The 15,067-nt window shown below is 70.3% G+C and carries 21 protein-coding genes; 10 read left to right on the top strand and 11 right to left on the bottom strand.

Features of this window, described 5'->3' with window-relative positions:
• The first annotated feature begins 110 nt into the window (after nucleotides 1–110).
• Genes ACZ5VQ_RS34375 through ACZ5VQ_RS34365 form a run of 3 tightly spaced genes read left to right on the top strand, consistent with a single transcriptional unit; the run spans nucleotide 111 to nucleotide 3,456 of the window.
• Complete coding sequence (locus tag ACZ5VQ_RS34375) at nucleotides 111–1,043, top strand: ABC transporter ATP-binding protein (RefSeq protein WP_469108364.1); 933 nt, start codon at nucleotides 111–113, stop codon at nucleotides 1,041–1,043.
• Nucleotides 1,040–2,626: a DUF1349 domain-containing protein gene (locus ACZ5VQ_RS34370; RefSeq protein ID WP_469108363.1), complete on the top strand. Its 1,587-nt coding sequence runs from the start codon at nucleotides 1,040–1,042 to the stop codon at nucleotides 2,624–2,626. Before ACZ5VQ_RS34375 ends, ACZ5VQ_RS34370 begins: the two co-directional genes overlap by 4 nt.
• Nucleotides 2,623–3,456 carry an ABC transporter permease gene (locus ACZ5VQ_RS34365; protein WP_469108362.1) on the top strand — a complete coding sequence of 278 codons (834 nt, stop codon included), beginning with the start codon at nucleotides 2,623–2,625 and terminating at the stop codon, nucleotides 3,454–3,456. The genes ACZ5VQ_RS34370 and ACZ5VQ_RS34365 overlap by 4 nt, the downstream gene beginning before the upstream one ends.
• A gap of 140 nt (nucleotides 3,457–3,596) precedes the next feature.
• On the opposite strand, the gene ACZ5VQ_RS34360 is transcribed toward ACZ5VQ_RS34365, so the two are convergent.
• The 6 genes from ACZ5VQ_RS34360 to ACZ5VQ_RS34335 all read right to left on the bottom strand — a co-directional run bounded on the left by ACZ5VQ_RS34360 (nucleotide 3,597) and on the right by ACZ5VQ_RS34335 (nucleotide 7,073).
• Nucleotides 3,597–4,094 carry an N-acetyltransferase gene (locus tag ACZ5VQ_RS34360; RefSeq protein ID WP_469108361.1) on the bottom strand — a complete coding sequence of 166 codons (498 nt, stop codon included), beginning with the start codon at nucleotides 4,092–4,094 and terminating at the stop codon, nucleotides 3,597–3,599.
• Nucleotides 4,095–4,133: 39 nt separating this feature from the next.
• Nucleotides 4,134–4,592, bottom strand: a complete 459-nt coding sequence (locus tag ACZ5VQ_RS34355; protein ID WP_469108360.1) for a hypothetical protein — start codon at nucleotides 4,590–4,592, stop codon at nucleotides 4,134–4,136.
• Between the two features lie 81 nt (nucleotides 4,593–4,673).
• Complete coding sequence (locus ACZ5VQ_RS34350) at nucleotides 4,674–5,018, bottom strand: hypothetical protein (protein WP_469108359.1); 345 nt, start codon at nucleotides 5,016–5,018, stop codon at nucleotides 4,674–4,676.
• 424 nt (nucleotides 5,019–5,442) lie between these two features.
• Nucleotides 5,443–5,961, bottom strand: coding sequence for a hypothetical protein (locus ACZ5VQ_RS34345; protein ID WP_469108358.1), 519 nt, complete (start codon nucleotides 5,959–5,961; stop codon nucleotides 5,443–5,445).
• A gap of 155 nt (nucleotides 5,962–6,116) precedes the next feature.
• On the bottom strand, nucleotides 6,117–6,542 hold the full coding sequence (locus ACZ5VQ_RS34340; protein WP_469108357.1) for an STAS domain-containing protein: 426 nt from the start codon (nucleotides 6,540–6,542) through the stop codon (nucleotides 6,117–6,119).
• Nucleotides 6,543–6,923: 381 nt separating this feature from the next.
• Nucleotides 6,924–7,073, bottom strand: coding sequence for a hypothetical protein (locus ACZ5VQ_RS34335; RefSeq protein WP_469108356.1), 150 nt, complete (start codon nucleotides 7,071–7,073; stop codon nucleotides 6,924–6,926).
• A 375-nt stretch (nucleotides 7,074–7,448) separates the two neighbouring features.
• Here ACZ5VQ_RS34335 and ACZ5VQ_RS34330 point away from each other — a divergent pair, with 375 nt between their 5' ends.
• From ACZ5VQ_RS34330 to ACZ5VQ_RS34310, 5 genes are all read left to right on the top strand, one after another.
• A complete protein-coding gene (locus ACZ5VQ_RS34330) occupies nucleotides 7,449–7,727 on the top strand; it encodes a hypothetical protein (protein ID WP_469108355.1) in 279 nt (92 codons plus the stop codon).
• 85 nt (nucleotides 7,728–7,812) lie between these two features.
• Nucleotides 7,813–8,211 carry an ANTAR domain-containing protein gene (locus ACZ5VQ_RS34325; protein WP_469108354.1) on the top strand — a complete coding sequence of 133 codons (399 nt, stop codon included), beginning with the start codon at nucleotides 7,813–7,815 and terminating at the stop codon, nucleotides 8,209–8,211.
• On the top strand, nucleotides 8,208–8,384 hold the full coding sequence (locus tag ACZ5VQ_RS34320) for a hypothetical protein (RefSeq protein ID WP_469108353.1): 177 nt from the start codon (nucleotides 8,208–8,210) through the stop codon (nucleotides 8,382–8,384). Before ACZ5VQ_RS34325 ends, ACZ5VQ_RS34320 begins: the two co-directional genes overlap by 4 nt.
• Nucleotides 8,385–8,523: 139 nt before the next feature.
• Complete coding sequence (locus tag ACZ5VQ_RS34315; RefSeq protein WP_469108352.1) at nucleotides 8,524–8,883, top strand: ANTAR domain-containing protein; 360 nt, start codon at nucleotides 8,524–8,526, stop codon at nucleotides 8,881–8,883.
• Between the two features lie 398 nt (nucleotides 8,884–9,281).
• Entirely contained in the window at nucleotides 9,282–10,097 is an 816-nt protein-coding gene (locus ACZ5VQ_RS34310) for a SigB/SigF/SigG family RNA polymerase sigma factor (RefSeq protein ID WP_469108351.1), read from the top strand.
• 265 nt (nucleotides 10,098–10,362) lie between these two features.
• Here the strand turns inward: ACZ5VQ_RS34310 and ACZ5VQ_RS34305 are convergent, their stop codons facing one another.
• Nucleotides 10,363–10,533 carry a hypothetical protein gene (locus tag ACZ5VQ_RS34305; RefSeq protein ID WP_469108350.1) on the bottom strand — a complete coding sequence of 57 codons (171 nt, stop codon included), beginning with the start codon at nucleotides 10,531–10,533 and terminating at the stop codon, nucleotides 10,363–10,365.
• A 179-nt stretch (nucleotides 10,534–10,712) separates the two neighbouring features.
• On the opposite strand from ACZ5VQ_RS34305, the gene ACZ5VQ_RS34300 reads away from it, so the two are divergent.
• Nucleotides 10,713–11,144 (top strand): hypothetical protein, encoded by a 432-nt coding sequence (locus ACZ5VQ_RS34300; RefSeq protein ID WP_469108349.1) that lies wholly within the window; start codon nucleotides 10,713–10,715, stop codon nucleotides 11,142–11,144.
• Nucleotides 11,145–11,228: 84 nt separating this feature from the next.
• Nucleotides 11,229–12,218, top strand: coding sequence for a YihY/virulence factor BrkB family protein (locus ACZ5VQ_RS34295; RefSeq protein ID WP_469108348.1), 990 nt, complete (start codon nucleotides 11,229–11,231; stop codon nucleotides 12,216–12,218).
• Between the two features lie 59 nt (nucleotides 12,219–12,277).
• On the opposite strand, the gene ACZ5VQ_RS34290 is transcribed toward ACZ5VQ_RS34295, so the two are convergent.
• The 4 genes from ACZ5VQ_RS34290 to ACZ5VQ_RS34275 all read right to left on the bottom strand — a co-directional run bounded on the left by ACZ5VQ_RS34290 (nucleotide 12,278) and on the right by ACZ5VQ_RS34275 (nucleotide 14,918).
• Nucleotides 12,278–12,994, bottom strand: a complete 717-nt coding sequence (locus ACZ5VQ_RS34290) for a GAF and ANTAR domain-containing protein (RefSeq protein WP_469108347.1) — start codon at nucleotides 12,992–12,994, stop codon at nucleotides 12,278–12,280.
• 78 nt (nucleotides 12,995–13,072) lie between these two features.
• Nucleotides 13,073–13,834 (bottom strand): ANTAR domain-containing protein, encoded by a 762-nt coding sequence (locus ACZ5VQ_RS34285; protein WP_469108346.1) that lies wholly within the window; start codon nucleotides 13,832–13,834, stop codon nucleotides 13,073–13,075.
• Nucleotides 13,831–14,496, bottom strand: coding sequence for a hypothetical protein (locus tag ACZ5VQ_RS34280; protein WP_469108345.1), 666 nt, complete (start codon nucleotides 14,494–14,496; stop codon nucleotides 13,831–13,833). The genes ACZ5VQ_RS34285 and ACZ5VQ_RS34280 overlap by 4 nt, the downstream gene beginning before the upstream one ends.
• Nucleotides 14,493–14,918 carry an STAS domain-containing protein gene (locus tag ACZ5VQ_RS34275; RefSeq protein ID WP_469108344.1) on the bottom strand — a complete coding sequence of 142 codons (426 nt, stop codon included), beginning with the start codon at nucleotides 14,916–14,918 and terminating at the stop codon, nucleotides 14,493–14,495. Before ACZ5VQ_RS34275 ends, ACZ5VQ_RS34280 begins: the two co-directional genes overlap by 4 nt.
• Between the last annotated feature and the right edge of the window lie 149 nt (nucleotides 14,919–15,067).

The raw sequence follows: 15,067 nt of genomic DNA, 5'->3' as shown, positions 1-15,067 counted from the left end.
CGGCAGTGCGGTGTCCCTCGTGCGGGGGATGCCGTCCCCCGAGCCAGGGGCGGCGAAGACTGCTCCAGGGCGGGACGACGCCGCCCGCCGCGGTCCCTAGCCTCGCTGACATGGACGCAACCATCGAAGTCCGGGACCTCCGCAAGAGGTTCGGGCAGACCGTCGCCGTGGACGGGCTTACCTTCACGGTCGAACCGGGCCAGGTCACCGGCTTCGTCGGCCCCAACGGGGCAGGCAAGTCGACGACCATGCGGACCGTGCTCGGCCTGGACGCCCCCGACGCGGGGCACGCCCTCATCGGCGGGCGCCCCTACCACGCCCTGCGCACCCCGCTGTTGGAGGTCGGCGCGCTGCTCGACGCCGCCGCGCTGCACCCGGCCCGCCGTGGCCGCGACCATCTGCGCTGGCTGGCCCACTCGCACGGCCTGTCCATGCGCCGGGTCGACGAGGTCCTCGAACAGGTCGGCATGGAGCAGCCGGCCCGGCGCAGGGCGGGCGGCTACTCGCTCGGCATGCGCCAGCGCCTCGGTATCGCCGCCGCGCTCCTCGGCGACCCGCCCGTGCTCCTCCTCGACGAACCGGTCAACGGCCTCGACCCCGAGGGCATCCGGTGGATCCGCGGCCTGCTGCGCCGGCTGGCCGCCGAGGGCCGTGCCGTCCTCGTGTCCAGCCATCTCATGAGCGAACTGGAGGACACCGCCGACCACTTGGTCGTCATCGGCCGCGGACGCCTGATCGCCGACACGGCCGTCGCCGACCTGCTGGCCGCCGCGTCCGGCGACCGGGTGTCCCTGCGTACGAGTGCCCGTACGGAGGCGATGGAACTGCTCGCGGGCAAGGGCGGCACGGTCGCGGTGACCGGCCGCGACACCCTCACCGTCACCGGTCTTCCGCCCGAACGGATCGTGGCGCTCCTCACCGAGGCCGGGATCGCGTTCGCGGAGGTGGGTGCCCACCGGGCCACCCTGGAAGAGGCGTACATGGAACTGACCCGGGACTCCACGGAGTTCGTCTCCGCGGTGGACGGCGAGGTCGCACGATGACGTCCTCCTCGACCCCGCCCTCACTCACTCCCTCGACACCCCCGGCACCCGCGACGGGCACCCCTTACCGTTCCCGGCTCCAGCCGGGACGGGACGGGTTCGTACGGCTGCTGCGCGCGGAGTGGAGCAAGTTCTGGACCGTACGGAGCTGGCTGCTGGTCCTCGTGCTGGCCGCCGCCGCCACGGTCGTGATCTCGCAACTCGGCGCGAGCGGCGCCGTCAACGACTCCAACGGCCAGGTCCGCATCGTCTCCGCCCCCGACGGCACCCGCGTGAACGACACCTTCCGCCTCGTCCACCGGCCGCTCACCGGTGACGGCAGCGTCACGGTCCACGTGTCCGGCGTCGAGGGACACGAGGGCCGGTCCCCGGAGCCCTGGGCGAAGGCCGGCGTCATCGTCAAGTCGAGCACGAAGCCCGGCAGTTCGTACGTGGCCCTGATGGTGACCCCGGACCACGGAGTCCGTATGCAGTGGGACTTCACCCACGACGAGCAGGGCTCGTCCGCCGACGCACGCTGGCTCCGGCTGACCCGCTCGGGACAGGAGCTGACGGGCTACGAGTCGCCGGACGGCCGCGAGTGGACGAAGATCGCGACCGTCCGCCCGGCGGACCTGCCGAAGACGGCCCGGGCGGGTCTCTTCGTCGCCACCCCGGCGCACACCACCCTGCGCCGCTCCTTCGGCGGCACCTCCGCCACCGCGGGAATCGCGACCGCGACGGCGGCCTTCGACCACGTGGAGCTGCGCGGCGACAGCGCGCGCCCCTCCTGGGCCAGCACCGACGTGGGCGCCCCCGACCCGGACGACCCGAACCTCCCGGAGTCGGGCCCGGCCCGGCCGATCCCCGGCAGCACGAAGGTCACCGGCGACGGCGCCTTCACGCTCACCGGCCAGGGCGACATCGCCCCGGACCAGACCGGCGGCGACACCGTCCAGATGAGTTTCCAGGGCGTCTTCGTGGGCGTCCTGTTCATGGTGGCGCTCGGCGCGCTCTTCATCACCGCCGAGTACAAGCGCGGCATGATCCGTACGACGTTCACGGCGAGTCCGCGCCGGGGGCAGGTGCTGGCGGCGAAGGTCCTGGTGATCGGGGGAGTGACGTTCGCGGCGGGACTCGTCGCGGCGGCCCTGGCCTTCTCGCTCGCCCAGGACACGCTGCGCTCCAACGGCTTCGAACCGCCCGCGTTCCCGGATCTGTCGATGCTGGAGGGAGTGGTCCCGCGGGCGGTCGTCGGCAGCGCGCTCCTGCTGTCCCTGGTGGCGGTACTCGCCCTGGCGGTGGGCACGCTGCTCCGCAGCAGCGCGGGCGCGATCACGCTGGTGGTGGTCCTGGTGATCCTGCCGCAGATCCTGGCGTTCGCCCTCCCGCTGCCGGCCGGCGAGTGGCTGCTGCGGCTGACCCCGGCGGCGGCCTTCGCGATCCAGCAGGGGGTCACCTACTACCCGCAGGTGGACCACAACTGCCTGCCGGAGAGCGGCTGTTACCCGATGGCCCCCTGGAACGGCCTTGCGGTGCTGGGTGTGTACGCGGCGGTGGCGCTGGCCCTCGCGGTCTGGCGCCTGCGCAGGAGGGACGCGTGAGCAGCCTGAGGGCGCCGCGGCCGCTGCACGCCCGCCTGACGGCGCTGCGGCCACTGCACGCCGAGTGGACGAAACTCCGTACGCTGCACAGCAGTTGGTGGCTGCTGGCGGCCACCGCGGTCCTCACGGTCACGGTCGGCGCGGCCGCGCTGTCCGCCGTCGGCACCGGCGCGTGCCCGTCGGCGGCCGCCTGCCACGAGGACACGGTGAAACTGAGCCTGACGGGCGTCTGGCTGGGCCAGGCGACGGCCCTCGTCCTCGGCGCGCTGTCGATGGGGGCGGAGTACGGCACGGGGACGATCCGCACGACACTGACGGCGATGCCGCACCGGGTGCCGCTGCTGGTGTCGAAGGCCGCGGTCCTGGCCGCCATGACGGCGGCGGCGGGAACGGCGGCAGTACTGGGTTCCGTCCACGCGGGCCGGCTGATCCTCCCCGGCAACGGCTTCACTCCGGAGGCCGGCTACCCGCTCCCGTCCCTGGCCGACGGCCCCACGCTCCGCGCCACGTTCGGGTCGGTCCTCTGCCTGACCCTGACCGCCCTGCTCGGCCTCGGCCTCGCGGCCCTGCTCCGGGACAGCACGGGCGCCATCACGACGGGCCTGGGCCTGCTGTACGCGGTCCCGCTCCTGGCCGACCTCCTGGGCGACCCGAGCTGGCGGGACCGTCTCGAACGCTGGGCCCCGATGCCGGCGGGTCTGGCCATCCAGGCCACGCGGGACCTCTCCCGGCTCCCGATCGGCCCGTGGCCGGGCCTCGGCGTACTGGCGGCGTACGCACTCGGGCTGCTGCTGGTGGCGGGCGCGGCCTTCAGGGTGCGGGACGCGTAGGAGCCGTGGCCGGCCGGCGGTGATGGGCAGGAGCCGTGGCCGCCAAGGCAGTTCAACGGCTCGGCGGCCGGGTGGTTCAGCGGTTCATCGGTGCAGAGGCTCAACGGGGCAGTGGCTCAACGGGGCAGTGGCTCAGTGGTTCAGTCGGCCAGGTCCGGCAGGGCCAGCCATTCCTTCCAGGACAGGTCCCGCCCGATGAACCGCGGCCGCTCGAAGGGCCACGCCTCACCGATCCACCGCGGCACGAGCGCGTCGAGATCCCGCTCCAGTCCGGTCCCCACCCGCTCGTCGACGACCCACCAGGAAATCTCGGCATCCGCCCCGGCCTTCTCCGGCGGATCGATGTAGACGCACCCGTACTCGACGCTCTCCGCCTCGTCGAACAACACGTAGTTGAACGACTCGTGGGCGGCGATCTCGGCCTCGTGCCGCTCCAGGTCCGCCAGGTTCGCCTCGTAGGTGATCGTGGCGGCGGGCCATCCCCAGGCCTCCCCGAAGATGGACCACAACCGCTCCCGCGACGCCATCACCGTCGGGTAGTCGATCGCGGCGTCGCCCCCGGTGATCGGCCGCAGATGATGCCCACCGGGCACGTCGACGCGCAGCGGATGGACGAAGTCAGCGGGCAGCCAGGTCATCCCCGGAGGCTAACCGCCCGCCCGCCGACCCGCACCGGGTTATTCCGTGGGCTGTCCGAGGGGACGCCCGCTGTCGTCGGTGCGGACACCGTCCACGCCGCCGTCGGCGCTCACGCGGACCGCGAGGACCCCTGTCCGCCACGCGGCCGCTCCCACCACCAGGGCGAGCCCCACCAGCACGACACTCACCCACACCGGCGAGCGGTACCCCAGCCCCGCCCCGATCGCGAGCCCGCCCAGCCACGGCCCGAGCGCCCCGCCCACGTTGAACGCGGCCGTGGCGAAACCGCCCGCCAGGGTGGGCGCACCGGCCGCCTCGTACAGCACCCGGGAGATCAGCGTGGACCCGACCCCGAACGACAACACGCCCTGTACGAAGGCGAGTACGACCGCCGCCACCGGGTTCCCGGCGGTCAGGCCGAGGAGGCCCCACCCGACGAGCAGGGCCACTCCGCCCCCGACGAGGACCCCGCCGGGCCGGGCATCCCGAGCAGCCACCGGTAAGCCGGTGGCCGGAGTCTTGACGCCTCGGGGCTGGACATGGCGGCAGGCTTGTGATGCCCGGCTTCCCCGGTCCACTCAATTGTCGGAGAACCTCTCCGCGAGGTCGCGATGCCAGTCCGCGGCCTGCTTCGCCTGAGTGTGGCTGATGGTCGATCCGGGCATGAGGCCCAGGCGTTCGACCACCTCCGCGAGCCGCAGATGCTCGCGCCCCGCGTGTTCACGGCAGGCGAGGCAGGTGACGCTGTCCGGACGAGGAGAGGTCATCGCATACGGCACGCGCAGTCCGCACCCCGTGTCGACAACACTCGGCAGGTCACCGGCCAGACCGAACGTGGACGCCAGCACATTGCGGACAGCGGCGTCGCCCCGGGCCACTTTCGACTCGACATGGATGTGCGGATCATGACCGTGTTCGTTCATGTGTCCTCCTCGCTCCGCTGAGGAGTTCGACTGGGCCACCGTCTGGGTTTGCTCTCCGCGAAGAGTGTGTTCTGGCAATGGCCGGTAGGCGCCGGGGAAAACGGCCCCAAGAGGAAACAGTCCCGAGGGCGCTCGACCCTCTGGTGGTGATCCGCCTCCACCGGCGCGGAGAGTGAGTACGGTTGGCTTTGTTCACTGTAGGTGTCGGTGCCGCACAGCGGATGAGTAGCCACCGTCCGGGACATCGCCGACAGCGCGGCCACCGTCGCGGCACACACATCCAGCACGCCGACCCGGACGCCTCGCCGGTTCGCCCGCTCGGCCAAGAGCTCCTGGGCCCGTGGCGATCGGTCACCAGCCGTCATAGGGCACATCTGCCGCCTTGCCGCTCATCCAGTGATTCGGTGATTCTCGCGTGTGTGCCTCACCCCTGGTCCTCCCGCGGCCACGGGGTCCGTGTCTGGTGCGTGAGGGGATCCGGCTTCGCCGCCGTCGGTTCTCCGTGGGGAAGGACCAGTGCCCGCAGCACTGTAGGGCCCGGTGGCCTGTAGACCAGGCCGATGTTGCGCCATCCCCGCGACTGGAACCCGGCGCAGGCTGCACGATGGGTCCGGTCCACCAGGGTCGCGCCGAGCAGGGCCCGGTGGTCGGCGAGCAGCCGCTCCTGCAGACGGTCGGCCAGGCCGTGGTGCCGCTCGGAGGGGCGGACCAACATCCCGCTGATGGCGAAGATCTGTCCGGCCGCAGTGAGTTGCTCGACGTCTTGCGGCAGTGTCCCCCGCAATCCGCTCCACCAGGAGCCGTCACGCGGCACGGGGAATCCGAACGCGCACCCCACCAGGTCCGGTGCTTCAGCGGTCAGCATGGCGAACCCCGGCCGCCAGATGTCACGTGTGAGACGGCGCAGGAAGTTCTTCTGGCCGCGGTACTCCCGACCGGGCACTGTGGCGCAGGACTCCTCATACAGGTGTGCCAGGTCCTCCTGAAGTCCCTCGGTCTGCCAGCGGTTGAGGCGGCGCAGGATCAGGGGCGTCGCGCGCGTGACGGGTGGCTGGTGGCCTGCCCTTGTGGGTGATCGGGTCGGTCCGGGCGGGGCCGTCACAGCGCACCGCCCGGAAGAGCAGGCAGCGCCGGAGCGAACTGGTGCGCGGCCTGGTGCAGGGGAGAGGACCAAGGGGGCGGTCGGCTCCCGGCGAGGGCGTTCGGGAGGGTGAGGAAGAGGGAGCCGGAGCCGGTGAGGGTGACGAGGCGTTTCAGCGCCGGACTCGGGTGGTGCAGTCGCAGGGTTCCTCCGGCCGCGGCGGTTTGCAACAAGGCGTAGAGGAAGGCGTTGAGACCGCTGCAGTCGCAGAAGGTCACGGCGGTCACGTCGACGTCGATGGCGCGGATGCCGTCGTGCAGGCATCGCTCCAGTGATGCGTGCACCAGGGGTGCCGAATCGAGGTCGATCTCACCGGTCAAGGTGACCAGTGTCTGGTTGTGGGTGTCGTGCCGTTGGACGGTCAGGATGGGTGGGATGCGCATGGGCGGGGTGCCTCGGTTCACGGGACCGTGCCGGGCTTCGGGCGCGGTCGTAGTGTGGTGCAGGCAGGTGAAGGGCCGGTCCAGCAGCGGGTGTTCCGGGGCGTAGGACCCAGCCGGTCCCCTCGGGGATGTGCAGGGCGACGGGACGTATGTTCCGCTCTCCGCAGGCGTGTGCGCCAAACAGCGGTGGCCCGCCGGGGTCTGAGACGTCCATACGCAGCATAGCCCTGGGTCCGGTCCTGCGGTTGGCCTGGGAGAGGGGTACCAGGATGTTTACACGGCGTTGACCGGGCGGCTCCGATGCTCTGCTGCCTTCGGCACGGGTGGGCGGTGGGCTGCCGGCCTGTGCGACAGGCTCCGTCGGGTGGCCCACCGACGCGGTCAGCGATTCGGCGTCGTCGTGATGCCGGTGACGTGAGCGGCCGGCTCGGCCTGCGGCGCCGGGAGGATGCGGTCCTCCCACCAGGACAGGCCCATCACGGTGGCGAGCAGGACGAAGGGGACAGAAGCCGGAACGATCAGTACGTACATACGTACCGCCTGCGGTGGATGCGTGCGACGCGGCGGGCAGCGGAGGGGGATGCCCGCATGGGGCGCATCGGTGCGGCGCCGGGATTGGGTGGCGACGGCGGGCGCGGCCCGTTGGGGGCGGGACGGGTTACGGCACTGATGCGCGAGGTGCGCCCTCGGAGGAGCGCGAGAGGTGTTCGACGCTGCCGGGGGCTCGGGCCGTACCGCACACGCTAGCCCTCGCCGCGCTCTCTGGACAGACGTCAAGTGGCCATCCGGTTCCGGCGGAGGACGCTGACGTGGGTCGCTGTCCGCAACCTCTGGGGAGGGCTACGCTGTTCGTACAGGCCCCGGCCCCCGGCAGTGATGTCTTGTTCCGCTCCGGGGAGGCCCGCCGTGTTCGTTCTTCTTGCCATCCTGATCGTGGTCTTGTTCGGCCTCGGATTCATGAACCCCATCTGGTGGGTGGCCGCAGCGGTGTTGGTCTACGGCGCAGCCCGGCACGGCCACGATCGCGGGGGAGGCGGGATGCGTGGTGGCGGTTCCGATCTCGGGGACTACCGGGACTACGAGCAGCGCCGGGACCGTCAGGACCGCTGGAACCGTCGCTACAGCCGTCGGCACCGGGCGCGCTGGAGGCGCGAGGACCGTCGGGACTACGAACGCCGCGGGTGACCGCTGAAGTTGCGCCCGACATCCAGAGATTCCGGGGCGGCTTCAGCCACCCCGGACGCGCGGAAATCGTGGAGAGGAACATGCCATGCAGCGCACAACCTTGCTTCCGGAGAACTGGTGGGATCTGAGGGCCGAGGCCGTGGTGGGGGAGGCGGCTCAGGACGTCGTGGCGCTGCGCGCCGAGAATGATCAGCTGCGGCGGGCACTGGCCGGCCGTATGGTCATCGACCAGGCGTGCGGCATGGTGATGGTCCTGGCCCCCTGCCGCCGTGGGCCGGCACGGAACCTGCTGATGGATATCTCACGGCAGTGCCACACCCAACTTCCGGAGGTGTCTGCGGCCGTGGTCGCGGCCTGGGAGGGTGAGCCTCTCTCGCGGCTGATGCAGCGGGCACTGCGGGATGCACTGCGGCGGCTCTACGCGGAAGACCGGGGGTGCGACTCCTCACTGGCGGATGAGCCGTCCCCCAGGGGAAGGCCATGAATCACGCAGTCGACATCCGGGAATGGCGCGACCGCGATCCCGTCGACACCGAGGCGTACGAGATCGGTGTGCTGGAGGCGGTGTATGTGGACGCCACCGACTGGAAGGCCATGGCCACCATGCGGATCGGACTGCCCATCCGACACCGTCTGGTTCTTTGTCCCCATCGATGATGCGATCGTCGGGCCGGGGCATCTCAAACGGTCTTCAGGCGCTACGGACTGGCCTGCAAGCCCGGTGCGGTCGGCGAACGGCAACTGGCGGGCCGCTGACCACCTGTGGGCAGGGTGACTGCCCTGTGAGGTATGGACCATGCGCCAGGTGACCACGCCCCGAGAAGAACAGCGGCTGTTGACGGCTGGGACATCGACCGGAGAGGCGGCCCTGGCTGCCGAGATTCTCGAACTGCGTGCCAAAAACGAGCAGTTGAGCCAGGCGCTGGCCAGTCGTGCGGTGATCGACCAGGCGCGCGGCATGGTGATGGTCCTGGCGCCGTGTTCCAGCGGCAGGGCCTGGGACCTGCTGGTGGACGTGTCGCAGCACTGCAACGTGAAACTCCGGGACGTGGCTGCGGCTCTGGTCGCCACGACGAAGGACGAGAGGCTCCCGGAGCCACTGCAGAGGGAGCTGAGCCGAGGGCTGCGGCGCCTCCATCTGGCAGACCGGCGGTGACGGTGTGTGCGCTGAGCGGACGGCACCGGGAGCTGTGGGTTCAACTCTCCGGTGCCTTCGTCCAGGACGGCCGTCGGGCGCCTCCGTTGTGTAGCCCACCTTGTGGAGCTCAAACACCAGGTCTGCCCCTTCCCTGACCTTGAAGCCGTTGAGCGGGCAGAACGGCAGAACGCTCAAGAGCACCACTCCGCCAACGCCTCACCGCGGGGCGGCGCGCCCCGTGGGAAGCCGCAGTTGCTTGGTGCAGAAACTGTTTGAAAGCGGGCCGCCCGGGGACCCGTCCGCCGTGCTTCAGACCGGAGGCACGCCCGTGGGAGCAGCTGTCGCTGCTCCCCAGTGTGCTGCGGTCTGCTGGCTCCCACGGTGAGTGACGCCACCGATCAGGGAGAGACGCGCCCATGCCGTACGCACGCACGAAGGGTCCACGAAGCGCACGCTCCTACGACGACGCGCCGGACACCGCGGCCGCCTTCAGCCGTATCGCCGCCCTGCCGGACGGCCCGGGGAAGTCCGCGCTGCGGCAGGAGGTGGTGTGCGCCTGGATGCCGATGGCCGTACGGCTCGCCGGACGGTTCCGTCATCGCGGCGAGAGCTTCGAGGACCTCAAGCAGGTCGCCCAACTGGGCCTGGTCAAGGCGGTATCGCGCTTTGACCCGAGCCGCGGTACCGCCTTCCCGAGCTTTGCCGTACCGACGATCATCGGCGAGGTGAAGCGGCACTTCCGTGACGAACTGTGGATCGTGCATGTACCGCGGCGCGTGCAGGAGCTGCGCGGCCGGATCCGCTTCGCCGGCAATGAGTTCGCTTCGCTCAACGGCCGCGAACCCTCGGTCCACGAGATCGCCGCGCACAGCGGCCTGACCGAGGCGGAGGTACTGCTGGGCCAGGGGGCGCTGGCCAGCTTCGCCGCCCTGTCCGTGGACGCCGTGCCCGGCCACTCCGAGGACAGCCACCCACTGACCGACACGCTTGGTGGCCTGGAGCCCGGCTTCGACCAAGTCGTCAATCGTGAGGCGCTCCGACCGCTCCTGAGGGCACTGCCCGAACGCGACCGGCAGATCCTGTACATGCGGTTCTTCTGCGAAATGACACAGAGCCGCATCGGCGAGCAGCTCGGCATCTCCCAGATGCACGTCTCCCGTCTACTCACCCACACCTGTGCACGCCTGCGCGACCAGATGATGGCGGACCGCGATCCGAGGAGGGCATCATGACCACGTCCCGGGCGCACAGGCGCAGCCGACCGCCAGGGCATCGGCGGGGTGGCGGGGCGGGACAGTGCATGGTCAGGATGAAGATCCCTGCCGCAGCGAGTACCACGCCTCGTGCCACGCCTCCGACCACGCCCAGAGTGGTGACGACCTAGCTTCGTACGGTGGCTCATAGTGCCGGTGTCCAGCTGCCGCAGGAAGCGTCGCATGGCCGCCACCGTGCGCATGCGGGCATGTGGAGCGGCGGTCCGCCATCCACCACCGCGCGTCAGTGGGCCGGGTGTCGGCGCGAGCGCGATACCGAGCGCACGAGCAGGTACAGCACGGCGGCGATGAGGAGCAGCACGCCGGCGGAGAGCAGATACAGCATGCCGTCGACGGCAGCGCCGATGACGATCAGCGCGATGGCGCAGATGAGCAGAACCAGGAAGAAGACCATGGCGCTACGCCTCCTGGGGTGGTGGCGGAAGGGCGGCCCAGAGGCCGTCCACCCAGTAGTGCCGGTGTCCTCCGATCTCGCACCTACCTCAATTTCAGGGTAGACGCAACCCGTGGCGGTGGCCTGCCGGGCAGAACGGTTCTACCGTGGGGAGAGGAAACAGATCCCAGGAGCGCGCCATGATCATCCTCGGACTCGTCATCCTCGTCGCCGCGGTGGCCATCGCTGTCGCGGGCGTTCTTTCCAACAGCGGCAGCGCCCACGAGCTCACCGGTGGATTCTCTGTCTTCGGTGTCGACGTCACCGGCTCCACCGGCACCCTCTTCCTCTACGGCATCGTCGTCGGGGCGGCGGCTCTGCTCGGGTTGAGCCTGATCCTGGCCGGTACACGCCGCACCACCCGCCGCCGCCGCACCGCACACCGCGGCCGCAAACCGTCCCGGCGCGAGACAGCCGCAGCCGAACAGGAACGCGCTGGCCTGACCAGCGAACGCGACACCCCCCGCGCGCAGACGGCGCAGGCGGAGAGGAAGGACGAAGACCGGGCCGACCTGGTCGGACGCCCCCGCCACAAGCAGCACTGGTTCCACCGCCGGGCCGCTCCCCGCTGACGATCCCGCAGACGGCCTCGACACAGACCTCGGCCGACCCACCGGGCACGGTGACGGTGGGTAGGCAGAGAGCGGGTGGTCCTCATGGAATGGCTGAGAAGGCTGCCCGTGATCGGAAAGCTGATGCGTACGCACGCCTGGCGGGCGTTCGAGCGGCTGGATGCCGTCCACTGGGCCCGGCTCGCTGCGGCCATCACCTTCACCAGTTTCGTCGCGCTCTTTCCGCTGATCACCGTGGGCGCGGCGATCGGCGCCAAGCTTTTGAGTGAGGACCAGCTGGGGAAACTCCAGGACAAGATCACCGACCAGGCGCCGGGCCTCTCCGACCTGCTGGACCTGGACAGCCTCGTCGCGCATGCCGGATCCGTCGGGCTGATCGCGGGCGCGCTGCTGCTCGTGATCGGCATCAACTGGGTCGGCGCCCTGCGCGGGTGCCTGCGCGCGGTGTGGGAGAAGGAGCAGGACCCGGGCAATCCCTTCCTGCTCAAGTTCAAGGACTCCGTAGTGCTGGTCGGCCTCGGCGCGGTCGGGCTGGTCGCGATCGGCAGTTCGGTGTTCGCCAACAGTGCCGTCGGCTGGGCCGCCGACAAGGCCGGTATCGAGGGCGGGGCGGGACGAGCCCTGCTGTTCTTCGCCGGCCTGGCCATCGCCCTGCTCGTCGACTTCCTGCTGCTGGTCTACCTGCTCACCCGGCTACCGCGGGTACACCCGGGCCGACGTGCGGTCGTGGTCGCCGCTCTGATCGGTGCGGTGGGCTTCGAACTGCTCAAGTGGTTGCTGACCGGCTACCTGCAGGGCGTCGCTGGGAAGAGCATGTACGGCGCCTTCGCCGTACCGGTCGCCGTCGTGCTGTGGATCAACCTCATGGCCAGGCTGCTGCTGTACTGCGCCGCATGGACAGCGACAGGGACAGCGACAGGGACAGCAACGGGGACGGCGGTGCGGTCCGGCGAGACAACCGAGGGCGAGAGTCCGGAGCCCGGGATCAGTCCCGCAGATGACGCCGCACCACGCAGGGCGTCAGCCGGCAGCCGCGCACCAGCAGCACCGCACCTCCAGAAGCACGGCCCGTGATCCGACCTTGATTCCTCGTGCTCGGGCAGCTGCGTGCGGTCACCGCTTCGGCGACGGTGTCAGGCCACCAGGCCGGGAAGGACTTCCGTACCGTCGATAAAGGCGCGGGCCACATCGGACAGGCGGCGGTTGTGGGCGCGGGCGTAGCCGCGCAGCGCAGTGAACGCCTGTTCCATGTCGATGTTCTGGCGTTCGGCGAGTTTCCCCTTGGCCTGCTCGATCAGTACGCGGCTGTTCAATGCCGTCTGGAGTTGTTCGTTGAGGACGGTGCTGCGGTGGGTGGAGCGTTGTTGAAGGAGGCTGATGGTGGCGACGTCGGCCAGGGCCTGTCCGATGAGCGTGCCGGCCGAGTCGAAGGGGCCGGGTGTGGCGTGGAAGAGGTTCAGGGCGCCGACGGTCTCGTCCCGCAGGCGCATGGGCAGGGCCTGGACGGCGCCGAACCCGCTGCGGTGGGCTGCTGTGGCGAAGTGCGGCCAGCGGTCGACCTCGCGGGTCAGGTCGGGGACGATCACCGGTGTGCCGGTGCGGTAGCACTCCAGGCAGGGGCCCTCGTCGTTCTGGAGCTGGAAGAGTTCCAGCAGGCGTACCCGTTCGTCGGAGGCGGCCATCACACGGAGTTTGCCGTCCCGGTCGGCGAGCAGCACCCCGGCGGCGCTCGCGTCGAGCATGCTCACGCAGCGGTCGGTGAGCAGGCGCAGGAAGTCGATCAGGTCGAAGTCGGCGACCAGGTTGTCCGCCAGCTCGACGAAGGTTTTGGCCAGGAGCTGCTGATTCATCGTGTCACCCTCGATTGAGACTAGTCCCGCCGGGAGGGGGCGGGAAGCGCAGCACATTCATCGGATGCCACCAGTGCGTCAGGTTTCCTCATCGGTCCCTCTGGGCTCCGTGTCGGGGGAGAAGCGGAGCCGGTGGGCCACCACGTCGGCGGCCACGTCGGCGAGCCGGCGTCCCTGGGTATAGGCGTAGGCGCGCAGCCGGACGAAGGCTTCGTCGATGCCGACTTCGAGCTGGACGGTGAGGATGCCGGTGGCCTGGTCGATCTCCGCCCGGTATCCGCCCAGGTCCTCGAAGCCCCGGTCTGCCAGTGCTCCGTCGACCGGCGCGCCCGTCTCATCGATACGCGCGTCGAGCAGGAGCAGTGTCGCGAGGTCGGCGAAGGCCAGTGCGTCGGCCAGCTCCTCCGCGTCCAGCATGGTGGGGACGTTGGCGTACAGGTCCAGGACTCCCGGGCTGATCGCCCCGATCTGCAGGGGGAGTGCGAAGACGGCGCGTGCCCCGGCGTCCAGGGCCGCATCGGCGAACACGGTCCAGCGGTCCTGCAGTTCACCGGTGAGCAGATCGGGGGTCAGGACGGCCGAGCCATGAGTGAAGGCGTCCACGCAGGGTCCCTCACCCAGGGTGAGCTGCAGCTCCTCCAACTGCTCGCTGATGGTGTCGGTGCTGCACAGGGGATGGCTTGCCGCGGTCCGGGACATCGCCGATACCCCGGCTCCGCCGATCGGGAGCGCGGCCACGGCCGCGGCGCACACGTCCATCACGCCGGGCCGTGCGCCGCGTCGGGCTGCCTGTTCGGCGACCAGCACCTGGATACGGGCCGAGCGGCTGTCGGACCTCATCCGGGCCACCGTGTCCAGGCGTCGTGGGCCAGGCCCTCCAGTCTCGCTGTGGTGCGTTCCCCGAGGGGGAGTACCAGCGCGCGGAACATGGTCGGGTCCGCCGGCCGCCACATTTCTCCGACGTTCAGCCATCCCCAGGAGCGGAACGAGGCGAGGGTCGGGTGATCGTCGGGATCCACCAGGGTGGCGCCGAGGGATGCCTGGTGGTCGCTCAGCAGCCGCTCCTGCAAACGGCGGGCCATGTCCTGGCCCTGTGGGTGTGGCTGGACCAGGATGCTGGTGATCGCGAAGACGCCGCCGGACGCGGTGAGTTGCTCAATGCTCTGCGGCAGTGCTCCGTCGAACCCGAGCCACCAGAAGCCGTCACTGCCCACCGGGAACCCGAAGGCGCACCCCACCAGGTGGTCCGTCTCCGCGATCACCATGGCGAACCCCGGCCGGCGGATGTCACCGGTGAGACGGTTCAGGAAGTCCTGGCGGCTGCGGCTGCGGTATGCCTCAGGGGCGGGCGTCTCGCGGGAGCCGACGTACAGATCCGCCAGCTCCCCGCTCAGGCCCTGTGCCAGCCAGCGGTTCACGCGGCGCAACCGGACCGCGTCCATGGTGGACGGCTCGCCTGCCTGGGGCTTGTGCGGCTGCCCCTGCCTGGGCTGGGCCTTCACCGCGCATCGCCCGAGAAGACAGGCACCCGGGGAGCACTCCGGTGCGGCAGGGCTGGGGCGGCCGTGTCAGGGACGTTCCCGAGAGACGGTGACAGATGCCAGAGCGGAAGGCCGAGAAGCAGGAACCCGCAGCCGGTGACCTCAAGGATCCGCCACAGTGACGGTGCCGGGTTGTGCAGTCGTAGGATCCCGCCGACCTCCGTGGTCCGCTGCGCGGCGTAGAGGAAGGCATTGAGGCCGCTGCAGTCGCAGAAGGTCACGGTGGTGAGGTCGACATCGATGATGCGGATGCCGTCGCTCAGGCACTGTGCCAGTGTCGAGCGCAGCAACGGTGCCGATTCCAGGCCGATCTCACCGGCCAGGGTGATCAGTGCCCGGTGCCTTTGGTCATGGCGGTAGATGGTGAGCTGTGGGACAGGCATGCCGCCTCGGTTCAAAAGACCATCCGGCAGCGAGGTGGGGATACCGGGTTTCCCGGTCCCTCTTGGCGCGCTGCCGGAAGGGGCGTACGTTCGGCGGAGGCGGAACGAGGGCCGGTCCGAGGACCTGTACAACAGGACAGGGGATCCAC

Source organism: Streptomyces sp. NPDC033178, assembly GCF_055577685.1.
The sequence above is the reverse complement of the archived record's forward strand: the minus strand, read 5'-3'. Positions and strand labels throughout refer to the sequence as shown.

Bases quoted from the DNA above. Each gene is read 5' to 3' on its own strand.
- ACZ5VQ_RS34375 (WP_469108364.1), top strand. From the start codon at position 111: ATGGACGCAACCATCGAAGTCCGGGACCTCCGCAAGAGGTTCGGGCAG.
- ACZ5VQ_RS34370 (WP_469108363.1), top strand. From the start codon at position 1,040: ATGACGTCCTCCTCGACCCCGCCCTCACTCACTCCCTCGACACCCCCG.
- ACZ5VQ_RS34360 (WP_469108361.1), bottom strand. From the start codon at position 4,094: ATGACCTGGCTGCCCGCTGACTTCGTCCATCCGCTGCGCGTCGACGTG.
- ACZ5VQ_RS34350 (WP_469108359.1), bottom strand. From the start codon at position 5,018: ATGAACGAACACGGTCATGATCCGCACATCCATGTCGAGTCGAAAGTG.
- ACZ5VQ_RS34340 (WP_469108357.1), bottom strand. From the start codon at position 6,542: ATGCGCATCCCACCCATCCTGACCGTCCAACGGCACGACACCCACAAC.
- ACZ5VQ_RS34335 (WP_469108356.1), bottom strand. From the start codon at position 7,073: ATGTACGTACTGATCGTTCCGGCTTCTGTCCCCTTCGTCCTGCTCGCC.
- ACZ5VQ_RS34325 (WP_469108354.1), top strand. From the start codon at position 7,813: ATGCAGCGCACAACCTTGCTTCCGGAGAACTGGTGGGATCTGAGGGCC.
- ACZ5VQ_RS34320 (WP_469108353.1), top strand. From the start codon at position 8,208: ATGAATCACGCAGTCGACATCCGGGAATGGCGCGACCGCGATCCCGTC.
- ACZ5VQ_RS34315 (WP_469108352.1), top strand. From the start codon at position 8,524: ATGCGCCAGGTGACCACGCCCCGAGAAGAACAGCGGCTGTTGACGGCT.
- ACZ5VQ_RS34310 (WP_469108351.1), top strand. From the start codon at position 9,282: ATGCCGTACGCACGCACGAAGGGTCCACGAAGCGCACGCTCCTACGAC.
- ACZ5VQ_RS34305 (WP_469108350.1), bottom strand. From the start codon at position 10,533: ATGGTCTTCTTCCTGGTTCTGCTCATCTGCGCCATCGCGCTGATCGTC.
- ACZ5VQ_RS34300 (WP_469108349.1), top strand. From the start codon at position 10,713: ATGATCATCCTCGGACTCGTCATCCTCGTCGCCGCGGTGGCCATCGCT.
- ACZ5VQ_RS34295 (WP_469108348.1), top strand. From the start codon at position 11,229: ATGGAATGGCTGAGAAGGCTGCCCGTGATCGGAAAGCTGATGCGTACG.
- ACZ5VQ_RS34290 (WP_469108347.1), bottom strand. From the start codon at position 12,994: ATGAATCAGCAGCTCCTGGCCAAAACCTTCGTCGAGCTGGCGGACAAC.
- ACZ5VQ_RS34285 (WP_469108346.1), bottom strand. From the start codon at position 13,834: ATGAGGTCCGACAGCCGCTCGGCCCGTATCCAGGTGCTGGTCGCCGAA.
- ACZ5VQ_RS34275 (WP_469108344.1), bottom strand. From the start codon at position 14,918: ATGCCTGTCCCACAGCTCACCATCTACCGCCATGACCAAAGGCACCGG.